This is a genomic window from Actinokineospora spheciospongiae (assembly GCF_000564855.1).
Taxonomy (GTDB): Bacteria; Actinomycetota; Actinomycetes; order Mycobacteriales; family Pseudonocardiaceae; genus Actinokineospora; species Actinokineospora spheciospongiae.
Map to the genome: position 1 here is coordinate 1 of NZ_AYXG01000185.1, position 18,430 is coordinate 18,430.

The window sequence follows — 18,430 nt, forward strand, 5'->3', positions numbered from 1 at the left end:
TGGGAGGCTGTGATGACCGGTGACGAACTCGTGGATCGTTATGCGAGGTTGCGGCGGGCTGCCGCGGCGTTGCTCGAGGTGACTGAGACTGCTGAGGTGTCTGTGGTGCACCGGGACAAGTTGGATGGTTTGGCGGCGGCTTTGGCGGAGCCCGGGCCCTCGGGTGTCAGTGCCAGAGAGGTTGTCGATCCCAGCCTGCACCTGTTGTCCTCGCGGACTTACCGGAGAGGCGCTCCCGATGGTGCACTGCGCCCGTTTGCCGAAAGGGCTCGGAGCATTAGGGAGAGTCTGGCCCTTGATGATGCGAGTGAGGAGCCGCGTGGGGAGTGGCCTGATGTGTGGGACCCGACTTTGACTGAGGTGCAGGCCATGGTGGTGGGGACGTTGTTGCGGGAGTTGGTGGCGCGGTTGGTGGCCACGGGTGATTCCGGTGGTCGGGAGTTGGCGGTTGTGGTGGGGGAGGTGGCCGACGAGATCTTGGCGCCGACGTTCGTCGGGGCGCAGCGATGAGTGGTGTGCGGCCAGTGGTGGTCTATTCCGGGCGCAGCGACCTCATGCAGCACGGTGCGCACGAGTCCGCGCTGATGGTGCGCGGCGTCGGGCCGGAGCGCGCGGTGCGCATGGTCGTGAACGGCGCGCCCCCGGAAACGGTGCGTGCGGCCCGGCGGTTGTTGTCGCAGGTCGCCGGACGCGCGGTGGAGGTGCGTGCGTACTCGACGGACAAGCGGGCGCAGCGCGAACTGGTCCGCGCGGCGGACCTGGTCATCGTGCCCGCTCGCGCGGAGAACGTCGGCTTGACCGCGCTGGACGCGATCGTGGCGGATGTGCCGGTGCTGGTGCCGGACACCTGCGGCGTGGGGAACTTCCTGGCCGGGAGCGGACGGATCGACCCGCGGTTGGCCGAGCACTCGGTGATCCGGCGTGCCGAGGGGGAGGCGGCGGTGCCGATCGAGCGGTGGGTGGCCGGACTCGCGGCGGTGCTCGACGATCCGCGGGCGGCCCGGCGGCGGGCGGTGGAACTGCGCGAGGCGGTGGTGACCGCGCTGCGGACGCTGCAGAGCGCGGGGCAGTCAGCAGGCGATCTGATCAAGTCCATCATGACCGTGCGCGAGGAGAAGTGATGACCGACGACGACCTGGCGGCGCGGTACGAGACCCTGCGCGCGGCAGCAGCCGATCTGGTCCACCACCAAACGCCGCACAACCCCCCGGTGCCGTACACGGCAGAACTGGATGAGGTGTACCGGTTGCTGTTGGCTGAGCAGGGTTCGGCCACGCGGGTGGAGTCGCCGGTGGGTTCGCTTGATCCGACTCGGTTCAGCCTGGCGTTCACCGACTTCCGGGACGACGGGTCGTCGGCCCCGTACGGGTTGGTGGAGTTGGCGGCTGAGCTCCGTGAGGATCTTGCGGGTGATCGCGGTCGCGGGGAGCACCTGCCGGGTGAACCGGTCCGAGACGTGCACGTGTCGCAGGTGCGGGCGTTGGTGATCGGTCAGTTGCTCCAGGAGTTGGCGGACCGACTCGCTCCAGGGCCCGCCGTCGGCATGGCGCAGGCAGGGCGCGACCTCGCCGAGTTGGCGACCGAGTTCTCCGAGAAGCTGATCAACATGACCTCCATGTGACCTCCGGGAGTCCTGATAGGACCACGATGACCCGTGGGGGGTTCGTGGGTGTCGGCTGTTGTCGTCCGGGGGGAAGATCGTGACCAAGCGCATCGGGATCATCGGCGGCGCGGCGTTCATCGTTGAGCAGGGACCGGACCGGACCGCGCACGTCGCGGCAGACGCCCCGGTGGACGGGCGGGTCGTCACGCTGCCGGACGGGCGGGAGGTCAAGCGGCTGCCGTTGAGCGGGTTCGAGTCCTTGTTCACCACAGGCATCCGTCCGTCCGAATTGGACGAGCACGCGTTCGACCCGGTAGCTGGCTTCCTGGCCGAGGAAGTCGTCCGGCAGATCCGCACGGAGATCCCGGACGGGCGCGCGGTGGCCTGCTTCACGTCGGTGCTGACGGAACCCGCCGCGGGCGCCAAGCCGGGCACGGCCCCCCTCGACGTGGTCCCCGGTCTCGAGCGCGCGCTCCTCGCGGCCATGCCGGAGGGGGGCCACCGGCTGATGGTCGACTGCGAGGCCACGGGGCCGCGGACGAAGATCGCGGGCCTCGTCCAGAACGAGGACGGCCACATCGGGTACTGGTCGCCGCCCGCGATGGTCGGGCAGTGGTTGCACCGGCAGCGGGTGCGGGACTACCACCCCACCCGGGGCACGTGGTGGCGCGCCCGGTTCGAGGTGCGGCAGGGCGCACTGGCCACGATCACCTACGTCGTCGAGCCCCTGGAGCTGGTGACCGACGCCGATGCCGAAGCCGCCGCCGCCGAGCTGCGCGTGCTTCCCCGCAGCGCGGTCGCCACCCCGGGCTGGCTGCTCGCGGCGGCCGTGCGCGGTGAGCAGATTCGCGCCGCGCGGCAGGTCGAGCCGGAGCCTGACGGCCCGCCGGAGCTGGTCCGGTTGTTCGACGGCGTGGACGACGAAGGCCTTCCGACCTGGTACCGGCCGGTGCTCGGGGAGTTGGAGCGCGAGGCCGTGCTGGCATACCTGGAGGGCGCGCCGCTCGTGCTGCCCGCCCGCGGCACGACCCGGGACGCGCTGGGCACCGAGGACGTGGTGCCGGTGGGCTTCCACACCGACGGCCGGTTCGTCTGGCCGAGTGCGGTGGCGTACTACCTGCGGGCGCACGGGGTGCCGCCGGTGCCGCCGCTGGTGGAGTGGATCAGGGCGGCGCGGTACCGGCTGCCGGGCGGTGTCGCGTCCGTCACGATGGACCGGGCGGCGGCGTCGGCCGTCGGCCGACCGTGGGACGAGTCCGAAGTGGAGGCCAAGGCGCATCGGGCTGTTGAACCGGTGCAGGCGGTGATCACCGACAAGCGGATCAGCCCCCGGTACTACAGCGTGTTCGCCGAGCAGGAAGGTGCCTGGTGCCTGGTCCGCGACGGTGACCGGTACCGCGTGCAGTGGTCGTCGGACCGGTCGAGCGCGGTCCGGTTCGACGACGTGCGGCAGGCCGCGGCGTACCTGGCGGGGCAGTTGTCCGTGAACGCCGCCGAGTTCGGGTCCGAGCCGGGCGAGCAGATCCCGGTGCGGCAGTCGCCGCCGGTCGTGCTGTCCGACGACCCGCCGGTGGAGTCGTTCGCCGGTGTCACGTCGGCGGTGGTCGAGGACATCGAGGTGGACCGGTACGGCGAACCGGACGGCAACCTGGTGTTCGTCGCGGACACCCCGTTCGAACAGCGCGGCCTGCCCGCCGGGTTCGCCTCCCGCCCCCTGCGCCGGTACCGCCTCACCGGCGGCGCGTGGCAGGTGCTCGCGGTGACCTCGGCATCGGGCGGCCGCGGTTACGTCCTGCCGCGGGCGATCATCGAGCACCTGCGCTCCGGGCAACTGGTGGAGGTCACCCGACCCGACCACCCCGGCCTGCCACCGATCACCGACGCGATGCGCGCCGAGGCGGCCCGGAACCCGGGTGGCTGGGTGTACTGCGCCGACCCGGACGCCGACCCCCGAGTGATCGAGGGCATGCCGCTGCCCGTCCTGCTGGGCGGCTACAAGGTCGGCGAGGACGGCCGGTTCACCGGCGAGACCCACCTCAACGAGCACCACCGCCCAAGCCCCCGCCGCCGCGGGTACCCGGAACCGCAGACCTTCTTCGAGCTGGTCCTGGGCTACGCCGCCGCCGGGTGGCTGCCGCACGCGCGCCTGCCGCACGCATTCCTGCGATCCTCGTTCATCGTGGAACCCGACAGCACGGGCAACCTGCGAATCGGCGTCGACGCCAACGGCACCCGTTTCCTCGCCGTCTACTCCTCCCCCGGCCACGTCCCGCAGGGCGTCCTGCGGGTGACGCAGGCCGAGGGCCAAGCCCTGGCCATGTCCGGGATCACCGTCATCGTCAACCCCGGCACCACCTTCAGCACCCGACTCCGCGGCGACGACCTCGCCCGCGCCGCCACTGATCCGCTGCGTCCTCAGCGACCCGCACCTCCGGCTGGACGACCCGGACCGGTCCACTGGAATCCGGAGCGCGCCTGACACGACGGCTCGGAGTGGGAACGAGAGCCATTCAGTGCGGGGGTTCACACTCTCGGTCGTTCGACGGCTGACCTGAGCGGCCGAATGATCGCTCTCGTGCCGAACACCTGCAACCCCGAGCGGGAGGCGCGGGTGGGTCCTGCGCGTCGGCTTGGTCCCCGACGCGGCCGGTGCGCGCAGGTCGGCCAGGACGGGCCACGGTCGGATGGCGGGCTGGTCGGCACCGGCGGGCGCCGGGCGGGCCGGGTCGGGCCTGCTCGCGCGGTGGGGCCGCGTGCGCGCTCGGTGTGGTGGTCGCCGTCCGCCACGCCGGGCGGTCTACGCGGTGGCCAGTTGGTGCTCGGGGCAGTCGGTCCGCAGGTCCGCCAGGGGCAGCGGCACCCGCAGCAGGTGGCAGTGGTGCGGCGCGACCGGGTCGGGGTGGGCGTCGGGGCCGAAGAAGCGGCAGGTGGTGCACGTCCTGGCGACGCTCACCACGCCTTGGCGCCGCAGGTCGGCGATCACCTGGAGCAGGCTGTGCAGCGTTGTCGCCCGGTCCGCGGCCGACACCTTCGCCAGCGCCCCCAGCAGCGGCTCGTCCCACGGTTCCAACCGCCGCGCCACCTCCTGCCCGCCCTCGGTCAGGGTGAGCAGCCGCCTGCGCCCGTCGGGGCCCGGTGAACGCGCCACGAAACCCTTGCGCTCCAACGCGCTGACCGCGTCGGACATCGTCGGGGTGGTGACGTCGAACTCGGCGGCCAGCGCGCTCACCTCCCGGCGGACCGTCGGCTGCCTGGACAGCGCGAGCACCGCCTGCTGCTGCAACGGGGAGAGCCCGAGGCCCCGGGCGCTGCGCTGGGAGAGGGCGCGCAGGCCGTGCCCGAGCCGCTCGACCGCGTCGGCCAGCCTGCGGTCCAGGTCGGCCGGGCCGCCGGTGCCGGTCACGTGCTCGGTCATGCCACCGCCTTGAGCGTAGGACCCCCCAGCGCTCGATGATAGACGCCTGCGCGGGCGGGCGGCTGTCTCGGGCCGCCCGCCCACCTCGGGTCAGCCCGCCTTGCGCAGGGCGACCTTCGGGAAGTCGAGCGGCACCGACAGGGCGACGTTGACGTAGTTCGTGAACAGGTTGAGCGCGACGTGCGCCACCAGTTCCACGATCTCCCCGTCGTCGAAACCGGCCGCGCGCAGCGCTTCCACGTCGGAGTCGGTCACCTGGGCCCGGTCCCGCACCAGCTTGGCCGCGAAGCCGAGCGCGGCGTCGGTGCGCGGGTCGTGCGAGTGCCCGGCCTGGGCGCGGTCCATGTCCTCAGCGGAGACGCCCGCCTTGCGCCCGAGGGCGGTGTGGGCGGCCAGGCAGTACTCGCAACTGTTGCGGTCGGCGACGAGGACGGCGATCTGCTCGCCGAGCGCGGCGCCCAGCCGCCCGCCGCCGAGCGCGCCGAAACCGGCCCACATCATCTGCAGCGCGGCGGGCGAGTTCGCGACGGCCTTGAACATCGCGGGCGTCGCGCCGAAGGCGGCGGTGATGTCGTCCAGCAGGGGCTTGGCCGGACCGGTGGCGGTCTGGGGGTCGATCAGTTCGACTCGGGACATCTCGTGGTGCTCCTTGGCATCGGGGTGGAGGGGACGGGTCGGCCGACGTCGGGAAGTGTGCCACAAACTTGTTAGGACTCCTACCTACACTGTGACGCAGCACTCACCACGGCACTCCACGGCGCGGGCTCGTGGAGTGGCCACCAACCGGCTCGGCGATTGGCGGACCGCGACCCCGGAATGCGGCAGTTAACGGTTAACGGGCGCGCTCGGGGCAGAAGTCGCGTTAACGTCAGGTTCCCTGCGGATGCGAAGGAGGACTCGGTGCGCGCCGCCCCGCCCGCGTCGGTCGCCCCGGGAGGCACGTGGTTCGACGCGGTGACCGAGCCGGGTCGGATGCCCCACGTTCCCGGCGCGGTCACGCACCCGTCCGCTGCCCACCCCACCGTGGGAACGTGGACGTCGCAGGCCGGCACCGGTGTCCTGGACCCCTGACCGATCGTGGTCCGGCGGGCCGGGACAGGTGCCCGGCTTCCCGCGCGGGGTCGCGCACACCACCATTGCGCCCGTGATCATCGATGAGCCCGCCGACCCGGCGCGGATGGCACCCGGGAGCCCGTTGTGACAGCCGAGGCGGACCTGCGCACCCTGCTCGACAGCGGCCCGTTCCCCGTCGCCCTGCGCGCGGCCATCACCACCCGCGGCCTGGGGCTGGGGCGGTTGCAGGAACGACTGCGGCTGCGGGGGGTGCGGATCAGCCGCGCCACCCTGAGCTACTGGCAGTCGGGCCGCAGTCGCCCGGAGCGGCGGGATTCGCTCATCGCGTTGCGGCACCTGGAGGCTGTGCTGGAGGTCCCCGACGGTTCGCTCACGGCGTTGCTCGGCCCACCCCGGCCGCGCGGGCGCTGGGGGTACAGCGCGAGCGGGCTGCCCGCGATCGGCGCCTTCTGGCCGGAACCGACGGCGGTGGCCCACGCCCTCGGCCGGGTCGACACCACCTGGGACGAGCGGCTCACCCGCCTCAGCCAGCACGACCGCGTGCACATAGGACCGGAGGGGGGTGAGTTGTCCACCGTGTCGCGGCAGGTGCTGCGCGCGGAGGCGGACGGGCCGGACCGCTGGGTGGTGATCGTGCACATCGACCAGCCCGGCCACCCGGTGCCCCGGGTCCGGCCACTGCGCAACTGCACGCTCGGCGAGGTGGCCGAGGACCCCGACGGCGGCCTGGTGGTGGCCGAGCTGCTGTTCAACCGGAGGCTGACCCGCGACGACACCGTGATCATCGAGCACGAGGTGGCGCACGTTCCGCCGGGCCCGGTGGACGGCAACTACGAGCGCAAGTTCCGCCTCCCGGTGCGCGAGTACGTGCTGGAGGTGTGCTTCGACCCCGGCCGCCTGCCCGCCCGCTGCGAGCAGTACACCCGCGGTGATGACGACGTCGAGGAGAGCAGGCCGGTCGCACCGGAACCGGGCGGGTCCGTGCACGGGGTGGCGTTGAACTTCGGACCGGGCTGCTACGGCTTCCGGTGGTCCCCGCCGGTCGACAGGTGACGCCATCGCGCGCAACGGCCCCCGGAGACCCGCCGCCCGGTGGGTGACGGCCCGAGGTTCCGCCCACCACCGGGTTGCGGGTCGTGACCTCAGCCCGGCATCGCCGCACCGCGGTAGACGCGGTCGAGCAGGGCGTGCAGCCCGGTGTCGTAGCGGGCCAGTTCGGCCCGGGTGTCGACGTCGTTGTGCACCCCGTCGCCGCCCCTCGGGCCTTCCCGGTTGAGGTCGAAGTAGCTCTGGACGCCCTCGGCCCAGTACTCGGAGCTGTTGCTGCCCGCGTAGGTGTTGTTCCACAGCCCCGCCGACCGCGCCCGGTCGTAGGCCGCCCGGAGGTCGCGGGTGAAGGCGGGGTCGATGTGCCGCAGTGCCATGTCGGCGACGGTGTGGCCGAACTCGTGGACGTAGCAGTTCTCCGCGCCCTGGTCGTCCACCAGGTTGGCCTCGGTGCCCACGGAGATCGGCAGCGAGTCCGTCGCCCCCATCCCCGCCCAGTAGCGGGCGTCCAGCGAGGTCCCGTACGCCGCGCGGACCTCGGGGATGGAACTCATCTTCTCGCCGCGGGCGGTGAGCACGACCCGGACGTCGCGCCGGTCGAGTTCGTTGACCGGGTGGTAGGGGAAGGTCCGCACCAGGGCCGTCAACTGGCGTGCCGCTTTCAGCAGGGTGGAGTCGGCGATCGCCGCCGAGCCCAGCACGGCGATGGACCGGCCGGTGGTGGCGTCCACGGGACCCCGCACGTACTTCGCGTACCACCGGGTGTCCAAGTGGTACCGGTCGACAACGTCCCGGGGGACGGGCTGCTGGACCGCGGCCCGCGTCGTGCCCCCGGGCACGTCCTGGGAAGCGAAGACCTCCTGCGGGGCCGCCGACACGGCGGCGGTGACTGTTGCGAGTACCAGCAGAGCCGCTGTCGCGCTCATCCTCATCTGCGCTCTCCTTCGTCCGGTCTGGGATTGTCGGCTCGGCAGCCGCTCGTGCGCAATGGGCGGGCAATTCTTTCGGCCGATCGGTGGTTGATAGGCCGGGCCCGCGCCCGGTTCGTCTTGTGGAATGAGCGGAACCGGGTATTGGGAAATGGTGCTTTTGTTACATTCCAACAGGTTGTCGGACAAGCCTTTCGGTGACGGCGAGGTGCCTGGTGCGCCCGGTCGAACAATTTGACGGCATGGATGCCCTTTCGAGTTAACGGTTAAACGGCGCGCATTCTCGTGGTGGCGGCTTATCGTCGGCTGCCCCGCAATCACGGAGGAGGACTGATGCGCAGCATCGCAGTTGCCGCACTGGTGGCGCTGGTGACCGTCAGTGTCCATAGTGGAGTCGCATCGGCGGCGCCCGAGGCGGCCGACCCGGCGGCGTCCGCCCTGGCCGAAGGGCTCGGGATCAGCCAGGACGCCGCCAGGGAACGCCTCCGGCAGCAGGACCGGGCGCACGAGGTGCTGGCCGCGCTGCCCCCGGTGGTCGACCCGGCGGGCACCTGGTTCGACGAGGGGAGCGGGTCGCTCACCGTGGCGGTGACCGACCAGACCGCCGCCGCGGCGGCCCGGGCGCACGGTGCCAGAGCGGTTCTTGTGCCCCGCAGCGCAGGCGCGTTGGCGGAACTGCGCAACCGGGTCCGCGCCCTGGCCACCCCGGACGTCGCGTTCAACACGATCGGGATCGACCAGCGGGCCAACGAGGTGCTGGTCACCGTGAACCGCACGCGGATGACCGCGGCCACCCGGCAGTTCGTCGCCGCCGTGTCCTCGATCTCCGGTGTGCGGGTGGAGCAGTCCGACACCGGACCGCGGCAGCAGGCGGGGGAGGTGCGGCCGGGCGATCCGTGGTGGCCGCAGGGCGAGGGCGCCTGCTCGGTCGGGTTCGCCGCCACCGACGCGAATGGGGGCAAGCACTTCCTGACCGCCGGGCACTGCACGAACAACGCGAACCAACCCGCGTACGGCCAGAGCGGCAACCAGAACCGCGTCGGCACCTCGAACGTCGGCGGGTCGCGCAGCGTCAACGGGCGCGAGGGCGACATGGGCGTCGTCGCGGTGACCGAGCCCGGGTGGACCCTGTCGGCCTCGGTCAACACCTGGGGTTCCGCGGCGGTGACTGTGACCGGCGCGGCGGAGACGATCGTCGGCGACAGCGTCTGCCACTCCGGCAACGGCTCGAAGTGGCGGTGCGGGACGGTCACCTACGTCAACGAAACGGTCGACTACGGCGGCGGCACCGTCGTCGACGGCCTGACCTTCACCACCGCGTGCTCGCTGGGCGGGGATTCCGGGGGCGCCTGGCTGCGCGGGGACAAGGCCGTCGGACTGCACTCGGGCGGGCCCGCCCAGTGCGTGCCGAACCCCGCCAAGGACGAGCAGTCGGTCTTCCAGCCGGTGAGCGAAGCCCTGCGCAAGTGGAACCTGACCCTGTTCACCGGTGGCGGTGGCGGCGGTGACACCCAGCCCCCGTCCACCCCGGCCGGCCTGCGCTCCACCGCCCAGACCGCCACCTCGCTGTCGCTGGCCTGGAACGCCGCCACCGACAACGTCGGCGTCACCGGCTACGACGTCTACCTCGGCGCGACCCTGGCCGCCTCCACCGCCACCACCTCCGCCACCGTCTCCGGTCTGACACCCGACACCGCCTACTCGGTGACGGTCCGGGCCAGGGACGCCGCGGGCAACGCCTCCCCGCCCGGTGCCGCCCTGGCCGTCCGCACCAAGCCCGGCAGCGGCGGCGGGCGCGCGTTCGGCAACGACACCGACCAGCCCATCGCCGACCAGCGCACCGCCGCCAGCCGGATCTCCTCCACGGCGACCGGCGCGGCGGCCAACCCGGTCCGGGTGTCCGTCACCGCCCGCCACACCTGCCAGGAGGACCTGCGACTGCGGGTCGTCAGCCCGGCGGGCTGGTGGTACCAGCTCAAGAATTCCGGTGGCTCCGCCTGCACCCCGTTCCCGGGCACCGCCACCCACTCGTTCAGCCCGTTCGCCGAGCAGGCCTCGGGCACGTGGACCCTGGAGGTCACCGACACCCGCACCGGCAACACCGGTGTCCTCGACTCCTGGTCGATCACGGTCTGATCGACCAGGTGTGCCGGGAGCCCGACCCGGCACGCGGCCCCTCCCCACCTCACCCCTCTCCACCTCGGTGGGGAGGGGCCGCACGACACCGCACAACTCCACCCGGCGAAGTCCCGCTGGAACGCGGGAGGGGATTGTCGCGGGTGGAGTGCGGTGGCACTGTGGGCCGGTGGAGACGGATTCGTTCGACCGGGTGTTGCGGGCGGCGATCGCGCGCAGCGGGTTGGGCCTCGAACGGATCAGGTGCCACCTCGCCCGACGCGGGTGCCGGGTCAGCATCGCCACGCTGAGCCAGTGGCAGTCCGGCAAGCGGCGACCGGAGCGCCAGGAGTCGTTGCGGGCGCTGGTCGTCCTGGAGGACGTCCTGTCGATCCCGGCGGGCACGCTGACCGGGGTCGTGGGACCGCCGAGGCCGCGCGGGCCGCAACGGCAGCGGCGGGTGTCGCCGGAGGCGGTGTGGCCGGGGGAGCCCCAGGTGCCGCCGCTGCTGGGGGAGGTCGACGACGAGGACGAGTTCCTGATGCGGCTGAGCCACCACGACGTCCTGCGGTTGGGTGCGGACGGGGCTGAGGTGTCCCTGGCCGTGCGCCTGGTGCTGCGGGCCGCGCGGTCCGGGGTGTCGCGGTTGCCGGTCGTGTCCGTGCTCGACGAGCCGCACCCGACGGGGCAGTGGGTGCGGCCGGTGCGGCACTGCTCGGTCGGGGAGGTGGCGTACCTGCCGGAGTTCGGGTCCATGGTGGCCTCGCTGAGGCTGGACCGGGAGCTGGCGCGGGGCGACGTGGTCATGGTCGAGTACGAGATCGTCTACCCGCCGGGCGCGCCCAGGAGCGTTCGCACGGAACGCAAGCTGCGGTTCCCGGTCCGCGAGTACTTCGTCGAGGTCGAGTTCCACCCGCGTGCCGTGCCCGAACGCTGTCGCTGGCTGGTGGCGGACGGGGGGAGGGCGGCCCGGGGCGGTGGGTTGCGCCTGGACGGGACCACCGCCCAGTTCGCGGTGTCCGGTGCCGACCCCGGCATCTACGCGGTGCGCTGGGACTGGTGAGGGCACCCGTGCGCCACGGGTGCCCCCACGCCGGTCAGCCCTGGATGGTGGTCTGAATCCACTGCCGGTAGGTGTACACGTTCACGTGCCCGGAGGTCCCGGCGGAGGTGTTGCCGTAGGAGTGCACGCCGATCAGGCGGCCGTTCTGGAACACCGGGCCCCCGGAGTCGCCGGGGCCGGTGTAGCCGTTGCTCTGGGTGGCGTCGATGAAACTGCTGCTCCTGCCGGTGATGCGCATGGTGGCGACCTTGAGGTAGCGGGAGTCGCGGGCGGACTCGGTGCGCCCGAACCCGTACACCTGCTCGCTGCTGCCGACCGCGGGCGCGGTGGTGGTCAGGGCCGCGTAGGTCGTGCTCACCGGGCTGTTGATCTGGTACAGGATGAGGTCGGCCGACGGGTGCGACACCGAGCGCACGGCGGTGCGGGACTGACCGGCGTTGCGGTCGGTGCTGCCGATGAGGAACCGGTTGGCGCTGTTGGCGCAGTGCTTGGCGGTGATCACCCAGCGGGCGGCGACGATCGAGCCGGAGCAGTTCTGCGCCCCGTTGACCATGATCGCGACGGCCCACGGGCCGGTCTGGGCGTAGCCGCCGCCGATGATCGCGGGTTGGGCCGGAGCCGCGGCCGCGGGAACCGCGGCTCCGGTCAACGCGGCCAGGCCGAGCAGGGCCACGGCGATTTTCTTGACGAGCACGGATTCTCCTGGGAGTCAGGGGGAAAACGCAGGATGTGACTCGGGAAATCGACGCCCGGGACGGGCGTGCCGCCGACTGTAGGCACGTGTTGATGAATCACTCAAGAGTGTGAATCGGCAGTGCGTCACCCGCTGTGGCGCTGACCAGCGCACACCGTGGTGAAACCGTGAAAAGTAAAAGGATCGCGCCACTGCCGGGCACACCGTTCTGCGCCGTGGGATCGACGATCGGTCGCCCTGTGCTGTTGGTGATGAAATGCCGGTCCACTTGGTCGTCCGGATGTGCGATGTTTGCCCGCGGGGTCGGTGGTCATATATGAATGACGCCCCTGCCAGCGGAAAGTGAGTCCTCCATGGACAAGCAGCGTTTTCGGCGTCGCGCGGTGCTCGCGCTGGGTGCGGCCCTGGTGCTGAGCGGCGCGGTGGTGGTGTCCACCGGGTCGGTGTCGGCGACCGAGTCGGCCCAGGCGCCCGCGGCGCCCGCGCCCGTGGCGGTGACCAAGCGGATCGCGGTGGTGCTGGTCGACTTCACCGACGACCGGATCGACTCCTCTGCCGCGTTCCGCGCGAAGGTGCGCGACATGTACTTCGGCGCGGACACGTCGCTGGCGCGCTACTACCGCGAGGCGAGCAACGGCGCCCTGGACTTCGCGCCGCTCGCCGGGCAACCGGAGGTGATCGGTCCGCTGGCCATCGGCGTGGCCGCGGGCTGCGACTCCGGTGCGATGAACAGCAAGACCAGGCAGGCCCTGTCCGCCAAGGGGATCAGCGGCTTCGACTCGCTGGCCATCTGGTTCCCCAACCGGCTCGCCAAGTGCGGCTGGGGCGGGCTCGGGCAGCAGCCGGGCCCCACCACCTGGATGCCCGACAACGCGACCGGCACGCCGCCCAGCGGGGTGGTCCACGAACTCGGCCACAACCTCGGCTTCCGCCACCTGAGCGCCAAGACCTGCACCGCGGGCACGCTGTCGGACTGCGTCGACGCGGACTACCGCGGTTCCTCGCCGATGGGCGGCGGTGGGTACCGGAGCGGCCTGTCCGCGCCCGAGTTGCTCCACATGGGCTGGTTGCCCGCGGCGCAGCTCATCACCGCGCCCGCCTCCGGCACCTACACCCTCGTGCCCCTGCACGCCCCCGACTCCACCCCCGGGACCCGCGTCCTGGAGATCCCGCGTTCCGGCACCGAGCGGATCACCGTGGCCTACCGCCGCAACGGCAACACCCTCGACACCGGTGTCGGCGAGGGCGTGCAACTGCACCTGACCACCCAGGGCGCCTACCACACCTCCACCCTCGTCGACCCGTCCGCGGCCACGACCGGCAAGGACGACACCGACCTCGACGTCGGCGCCCGCGTCACCGACGCCGCCAACGGCATCACCGTCGAGACCGTCTCGGCGGGCGCCACCAGCGCCACCGTCCGGATCACCACCAAGGGCGCCCCGCCCGCCGGGCGCACCCTCCTCGGCGCGGGCGGGCGCTGCCTCGACGTCAAGGACCAGGCCACCACCAACGGCACCCGGGCCATCCTGTGGGACTGCCACGGTGGAGCCAACCAGCGGTGGACCACCGGCACCGACGGCACCCTGCGCTCGCTGGGCAAGTGCCTCGACGTCGAAGCCGGTGGCACCGCGGACGGCACCCGCGTCATCCTCTGGGACTGCCACGGTCGCGCGAACCAGCGGTGGACCGCCGACGCCGACGGCACCCTGCGTTCGCTGGGCAAGTGCCTCGACGCCAGGACCGCCGCGAACGGCGCGCTCCTGGTCGTCACGACCTGCGCGGGCAGTGCCACCCAGAAGTGGACCACCCGCTGAGCGGACACCGGCGACCCGACCGACCACCACGGCACGAAACGCCCTCGTCGGTCGGGCGTTGGCGCACACCTGGTCGTTCACCAGCGTTCACCGGCGGTGCCTGGACGCAACCGTTGGAAAGTCTTTAGCATCGCCTTGGCAAGCTCGCGGATGTGTTGTGCGGCAAGGTTTTTGTCGAACTCGCGTTCCCGTGCACCGATCAGGCTGTGCGATTCGTGGAGGTCTCGTGGACCGGCGGGCTTTTCTGGGTGCGGCAATGGCGGCGGGAGCGTTGTCGGCGCTGCCGCCGAGCCTGGTCCGGGCGCTCGCCCGGGACGCGCCGACCGGTGGGCTGGACGTGGTCGAGCACGTCGTGGTCTTCATGCAGGAGAACCGGTCGTTCGACCACTACTTCGGCAGGCTCAGGGGTGTGCGCGGGTACTCCGACCGCAACGCGATCCAGCTCGGGGTCAACGGCCGGTCGGTGTACCACCAGCCGGACGGCTCGGGCGGTCACGTGCTGCCGTACGGAACGGACAACCACCACCTGCAAGGCACGCCGCACTCCTGGAGCGACGGGCACAGCGCCTGGAACCGGGGCAGGTACGACAACTGGGTGCCCGCGAAGGGCGTGCACACCATGTGCCACTACGACCGCGCCGACCTGCCCTTCTACTACCAGCTCGCCGACGCGTTCACCATCTGCGACGCCTACCACTGCTCGGCGATCAGCTCGACCAGCCCGAACCGCAGCTTCCACGTCACCGGCATGATCGGCGACGAGCCGGACGGGACCCGCGCGATCGGCAACGCCGCCTACGCCGAGGACACCCACGCGGGGTACTCCTGGACCACCTACGCGGAGCGGCTGGAGCGGGCCGGTGTCCCGTGGCAGGTGTTCCACGAGTGGGACAACTACCAGAACAACAACCTGGAGTTCTTCCGGACGTTCAAGGCCGTGGCGCGCAAGGCGCTGGCCAGGACGACCCACCGGAGCATGGACTCCTTCTACACGGCGGTCCGGCAGGCGGGCAGCGGGGCCCAGCGGAACGAACTGCTGGCCACCCTCGACCGGGGCGTGGCCACCCTCGGCGCGGCCGAGCGCAGCCTGTTCGACCGCGCCCTGCGGCGGGTGCGCGCGGGCGGCCTCACCGCGAGCTTCCGCGACGCGGTCGCCGACGACCGCCTCCCCGCGGTGTCGTGGCTGATCGCCCCGGAGGACCAGTGCGAACACCCCTCCTCGGACGGGCCGAGCACCGGGTCGGAACTGGTGTGGCAGGTGCTCGACGCGCTGGCGTCGAACCGGCGGGTGTGGGACAAGACGGTGTTCCTGCTCAACTACGACGAGAACGACGGCTACTTCGACCACGTGCCACCCCCCGTCCCGCCCGCGTCGGCGACCGGCGAACACGTCGACGGCGTGCCGATCGGGCTCGGACCACGCGTTCCCATGCTGGTGGTGTCCCCGTGGAGCCGCGGCGGCAACGTGTGCTCGGAACTGTTCGACCACACCTCGGTCCTGCGGTTCCTGGAGGTCGTCACCGGCGTCCGGGAGACCAACATCAGCCCGTGGCGGCGCGACCTGTGCGGGGACCTGACCTCCGCCCTGGACACGACGACGACGGCCCCGTACCCGGGCTTCACCCGCCCCGTGCCCACCGGTGGCACCGGTCCGGCGGTGCCCTCCCCGCCGGACCCGCAGGTGGCCCCGGTCCAGGAACCGGGGACGAAGCCCGCGCGGAAACTGCCCTACCAGCCCAACGCCAACCTCAGCCAGTCGAAGTCCACCGGTCGGGTCACCTTCAGCATGACCAACAGGGGCACCCGCACCACGCACTTCACCGTCTACGCCAACGCCCACCGGACAGACGGGCCCTGGCACCACGACGTGACCCCGGGCGCGACGACCACCGACCCGTTCAACGCCGGGGCCTACGGCGGCGGCAAGTACGACCTGTCCTGCCACGGCCCCAACGGCTTCGCCCGGCGCGCCAAGGGCGACCTCAACACCGCGGGTGCCGCCACCGAGGTCACCGCCGACCTCAGCACCGCGAACGGCGGCACGGTCACCCTGACCTTCGCCAACGGCGGCAGCACCCCGGTCACCTTCACCGTGCACGCCAACGCCTACCGCACCGACGGCCCCTGGACCTACACCGTCGCCCCGGGTGGGACGACCGCGGACACGTGGCGCGCGGGCCAGTACGGTCGGCGCTGGTACGACATGACCGTGCGGATCAACACCGACCCCGGCTTCGAGCGCACCTTCCGCGGCCACATCGAAAACGGCCAACACGGCGTGACCGGCTGAACCGGTCAGCCCGGGGGCCAGGGCAACCCGGGCCGGCCCGCCTGCGTCCACTCCAGACGTGAGCGACCGCCCTGGTCCACGACCCCGCGCTGCCGACGAGCTTCCCCCCGATCCCCGGCTCCACCTTCTCCGCCCGCTGCGTCCCCGGTGCCGGGAACGCGGTCGGCGGCGACTGGCACGACGTCTTCCCCTGCCGGGGGATCGTGTCGGTGTGGCGATCGGCGACCTGGTGGGTCACGGGTTCGACGCCGCGGTGGTCGACAGTTCCTCCCACCGGCGGACGACCTTCACTCGTCGTCGCCACGCCACACGATCTGGCCACCCGCCGCACCCGCGCGCAGCGAGGCGGCGATCTCCCTGGCGGCCTCGGCCAGCGCCGGGAAAGCCGCCACCACGTCACCCGGCCGCGCACCCACCCGCCCGGCCGCCCACGCGCTCGCGCAGCCCGGACCGCAGAAGTCCCCCGACGGGCTCCCGCCGAGCGGGCCGCCGCACTGCTCGCACCCGATGACCGAGTCGATCGCGGAGATGATGTCAGCCACGGCGGGTCCCCCGGGGTCGCCACCGCGCCGCGGCGGTCGCGAACAGGCGCGGTGGGCGCCACAGCCCGATCCCGGTCATGCCGACTCCGTTCCGCAGGCTGCTGGTTGTCCACTCCATCATGAGCGCCCGGAGCGGTGTCCGCCGGTCGCCACCGGTGTGGCGGTGATCGCCACAGGCCGGTGTCAGGAGGGCTGCCAGCCCCACGGCGGTGGTTTCGCGCGGGTAAGCGGCACGTGGGCGCCACTGCCGGAGCGGCCGCGCTGCGGGCGGTGATGGCACCCCGTGGCGTGATTGAGCTGGTCGACATCGAGCTGGTCGACGAGGGGTTCGACCGGGTCGACCGCGACTCCGTCGCCGAATCGTGGACACCGGACTGGCGGTTGGCGGCCGTCCGGCCGCACCTGCGGGCGGCGATCGGCTCGGCGTTCGCCGCCCCCGGCGCGACGAGCTGGTCGCGCTGCCGCGCCTGTCGGCGTAGCGGTGCGGGCGGCCGCTGCACCGCGGAGCTATGGCCGCCGCACCGGCCGACACCCCGGGGCGGCGGCGTGGCGGTGGGTGCCCCCGGGGAAGAAGTCGGGGAGTTCGATCTTGTCCGCGGGGGGCGCGGCGAAGCGGTCGAGCATCGCGAGCCGTCGGGCGGGGGCGCTCGCGGCGGCTTTGACCGCGGTGTGCAGGACGCGAATCCCGGCTCGGGTGCGGGGGAAGGCGAGCCGCGGGGTCCCCGGGCCGAGGTCCTGGGCGCCCTCGACGTAGGGGCGCATGCGGTGTTCGTACCGCGCGAACGCCCGGGTGTGGTCGGGGGCGGTGGCGAGTTCGGCGGCCAGGACGTAGGCGCCGACCAGGGCGAGGCTGGTGCCCATCCCGCTCAGGGGGCTGGCGCAGTGGGCGGCGTCGCCGACGAGTCCGACCCGGCCCCGGCTCCAGGTGGGCAGGCGGACCTGGCCGATGGCGTCGAAGTGGTACGGGGCGTCGTCGAGGGCGTCGAGGATGCGCGGGGCGGCCCAGCCGACGTCGGCGAAGGTCCGGCGCAGCAGTTCGGTCTGCGCGCGCTGGTCCAGGTTCTCCAGGCCGCGCAGGTTGGTCATGAACGCCAGGAGGGCGCGGGTGGTGCCGAGGTTGTCCGGGCGGGTGATCACCTGGCGCTGCCCGGGGGCGTGGAACCACCGCCAGAAGTCGTTGTCCTCGTCGGTGCGGGGGATGGTCAGGAACGCCATGTAGAGGCCGAGGTGGCGGATGTCGGCCCGCGGCATGACCAGCGACCGGGTGCGTGAGGTCAGGCCCTCGGCGACCACCACGACGTCGAAGCTGCGCCGGGGCCCCTCCCGGAAGGTCACCTCGACCCGGTCGCCGCGGTCGTCGAGGTCGGTGATCGAGTCGCCGAACAGGTACTCGGTCCCGGGCGGGGTGGCCTCGTGGATCACCCGCGACAGCTCGCCGCGCAGGATCTCCAGTTCCGCGGTGGCCCCGCCGGTCTCGGAGGTGGCGCGCGGGAACACGGCGATGCTGCGACCGCCTGCGTCGAGGAACTCGGTGCCCTGCTCGCCGGTGGCCGAGGCGAACAGGGTGTCCTCGATCCCCATCCGGCGCACGACCTCGCGCGCCGCGCCGCGCACGTCGATGTTGTGCCCGGCCTCGCGCAGGCCGTCGAAGCGCTCCACCACGGTGGTGCGCCAGCCCGCGGCCCGGAGCCAGTAGGCCAGTGCGGGGCCTGCGATGCTCGCTCCGGAGATCAGGATGCTGGGTGCGGACATGCGGGTGCGTCCTCCGATGGGGAAGGGTGGCTGGGCTGGTGCCGGGACCGGCACTCGGTGGCGGTGGCGACACGACAACTGTACCATTT

The 18,430-nt window shown here is 72.3% G+C and carries 15 protein-coding genes; 9 read left to right on the plus strand and 6 right to left on the minus strand.

The features are described from left to right. The 4 genes from UO65_RS24025 to UO65_RS33595 form a co-directional block, all read left to right on the plus strand. Nucleotides 1-510, plus strand: a 510-nt coding sequence (locus tag UO65_RS24025; protein ID WP_035286572.1) for a hypothetical protein, incomplete at its 5' end; no start/stop codon positions are given. A gap of 14 nt (nucleotides 511-524) precedes the next feature. After that, the gene (locus tag UO65_RS24030; RefSeq protein WP_035286574.1) at nucleotides 525-1,121 is read left to right on the plus strand and encodes a glycosyltransferase; all 597 of its coding nucleotides are present in this window, start codon (nucleotides 525-527) and stop codon (nucleotides 1,119-1,121) included. After that, nucleotides 1,121-1,621 (plus strand): hypothetical protein, encoded by a 501-nt coding sequence (locus UO65_RS24035; protein ID WP_035286576.1) that lies wholly within the window; start codon nucleotides 1,121-1,123, stop codon nucleotides 1,619-1,621. The genes UO65_RS24030 and UO65_RS24035 overlap by 1 nt, the downstream gene beginning before the upstream one ends. Before the next feature lie 79 nt (nucleotides 1,622-1,700). Next, nucleotides 1,701-4,082, plus strand: a complete 2,382-nt coding sequence (locus UO65_RS33595; protein WP_052021703.1) for a glycohydrolase toxin TNT-related protein — start codon at nucleotides 1,701-1,703, stop codon at nucleotides 4,080-4,082. A gap of 318 nt (nucleotides 4,083-4,400) precedes the next feature. Here UO65_RS33595 and UO65_RS24045 read toward each other — a convergent pair whose 3' ends face one another. Further along, nucleotides 4,401-5,018, minus strand: a complete 618-nt coding sequence (locus tag UO65_RS24045) for a MarR family winged helix-turn-helix transcriptional regulator (protein ID WP_035286578.1) — start codon at nucleotides 5,016-5,018, stop codon at nucleotides 4,401-4,403. Between the two features lie 90 nt (nucleotides 5,019-5,108). Continuing rightward, nucleotides 5,109-5,654 (minus strand): carboxymuconolactone decarboxylase family protein, encoded by a 546-nt coding sequence (locus tag UO65_RS24050; RefSeq protein ID WP_035286580.1) that lies wholly within the window; start codon nucleotides 5,652-5,654, stop codon nucleotides 5,109-5,111. A gap of 561 nt (nucleotides 5,655-6,215) precedes the next feature. On the opposite strand from UO65_RS24050, the gene UO65_RS24055 reads away from it, so the two are divergent. Beyond that, nucleotides 6,216-7,145, plus strand: coding sequence for a hypothetical protein (locus UO65_RS24055; RefSeq protein WP_052021704.1), 930 nt, complete (start codon nucleotides 6,216-6,218; stop codon nucleotides 7,143-7,145). Between the two features lie 89 nt (nucleotides 7,146-7,234). On the opposite strand, the gene UO65_RS24060 is transcribed toward UO65_RS24055, so the two are convergent. Further along, nucleotides 7,235-8,065 carry a hypothetical protein gene (locus UO65_RS24060; RefSeq protein ID WP_152552236.1) on the minus strand — a complete coding sequence of 277 codons (831 nt, stop codon included), beginning with the start codon at nucleotides 8,063-8,065 and terminating at the stop codon, nucleotides 7,235-7,237. A gap of 336 nt (nucleotides 8,066-8,401) precedes the next feature. Here UO65_RS24060 and UO65_RS24065 point away from each other — a divergent pair, with 336 nt between their 5' ends. Continuing rightward, nucleotides 8,402-10,204 carry a proprotein convertase P-domain-containing protein gene (locus UO65_RS24065; protein WP_035286582.1) on the plus strand — a complete coding sequence of 601 codons (1,803 nt, stop codon included), beginning with the start codon at nucleotides 8,402-8,404 and terminating at the stop codon, nucleotides 10,202-10,204. A 169-nt stretch (nucleotides 10,205-10,373) separates the two neighbouring features. Continuing rightward, nucleotides 10,374-11,246: a hypothetical protein gene (locus tag UO65_RS24070; RefSeq protein WP_035286584.1), complete on the plus strand. Its 873-nt coding sequence runs from the start codon at nucleotides 10,374-10,376 to the stop codon at nucleotides 11,244-11,246. Nucleotides 11,247-11,280: 34 nt separating this feature from the next. On the opposite strand, the gene UO65_RS24075 is transcribed toward UO65_RS24070, so the two are convergent. Next, nucleotides 11,281-11,940 (minus strand): S1 family peptidase, encoded by a 660-nt coding sequence (locus UO65_RS24075; RefSeq protein ID WP_035286586.1) that lies wholly within the window; start codon nucleotides 11,938-11,940, stop codon nucleotides 11,281-11,283. Between the two features lie 353 nt (nucleotides 11,941-12,293). Here UO65_RS24075 and UO65_RS37545 point away from each other — a divergent pair, with 353 nt between their 5' ends. Further along, nucleotides 12,294-13,757 (plus strand): ricin-type beta-trefoil lectin domain protein, encoded by a 1,464-nt coding sequence (locus UO65_RS37545; protein WP_200873451.1) that lies wholly within the window; start codon nucleotides 12,294-12,296, stop codon nucleotides 13,755-13,757. Nucleotides 13,758-14,013: 256 nt separating this feature from the next. Continuing rightward, complete coding sequence (locus tag UO65_RS24085) at nucleotides 14,014-16,047, plus strand: phosphocholine-specific phospholipase C (protein WP_052021706.1); 2,034 nt, start codon at nucleotides 14,014-14,016, stop codon at nucleotides 16,045-16,047. A gap of 287 nt (nucleotides 16,048-16,334) precedes the next feature. Here UO65_RS24085 and UO65_RS24090 read toward each other — a convergent pair whose 3' ends face one another. Together UO65_RS24090 and UO65_RS24095 are read right to left on the minus strand one after the other, a co-directional pair. Continuing rightward, nucleotides 16,335-16,589, minus strand: coding sequence for a hypothetical protein (locus UO65_RS24090; RefSeq protein ID WP_035286592.1), 255 nt, complete (start codon nucleotides 16,587-16,589; stop codon nucleotides 16,335-16,337). Between the two features lie 507 nt (nucleotides 16,590-17,096). Beyond that, nucleotides 17,097-18,341: an FAD-dependent monooxygenase gene (locus UO65_RS24095; protein WP_052021707.1), complete on the minus strand. Its 1,245-nt coding sequence runs from the start codon at nucleotides 18,339-18,341 to the stop codon at nucleotides 17,097-17,099. Nucleotides 18,342-18,430 lie beyond the last annotated feature (89 nt).

What these genes read in the sequence shown, in the direction of transcription:
- UO65_RS24035 (WP_035286576.1), top strand. Translation starts at nt 1,121, where the DNA reads ATGACCGACGACGACCTGGCGGCGCGGTACGAGACCCTGCGCGCGGCA.
- UO65_RS24060 (WP_152552236.1), bottom strand. Translation starts at nt 8,065, where the DNA reads ATGAGCGCGACAGCGGCTCTGCTGGTACTCGCAACAGTCACCGCCGCC.
- UO65_RS24065 (WP_035286582.1), top strand. Translation starts at nt 8,402, where the DNA reads ATGCGCAGCATCGCAGTTGCCGCACTGGTGGCGCTGGTGACCGTCAGT.
- UO65_RS24095 (WP_052021707.1), bottom strand. Translation starts at nt 18,341, where the DNA reads ATGTCCGCACCCAGCATCCTGATCTCCGGAGCGAGCATCGCAGGCCCC.
- UO65_RS24045 (WP_035286578.1), bottom strand. Translation starts at nt 5,018, where the DNA reads ATGACCGAGCACGTGACCGGCACCGGCGGCCCGGCCGACCTGGACCGC.
- UO65_RS24050 (WP_035286580.1), bottom strand. Translation starts at nt 5,654, where the DNA reads ATGTCCCGAGTCGAACTGATCGACCCCCAGACCGCCACCGGTCCGGCC.
- UO65_RS24085 (WP_052021706.1), top strand. Translation starts at nt 14,014, where the DNA reads ATGGCGGCGGGAGCGTTGTCGGCGCTGCCGCCGAGCCTGGTCCGGGCG.
- UO65_RS37545 (WP_200873451.1), top strand. Translation starts at nt 12,294, where the DNA reads ATGGACAAGCAGCGTTTTCGGCGTCGCGCGGTGCTCGCGCTGGGTGCG.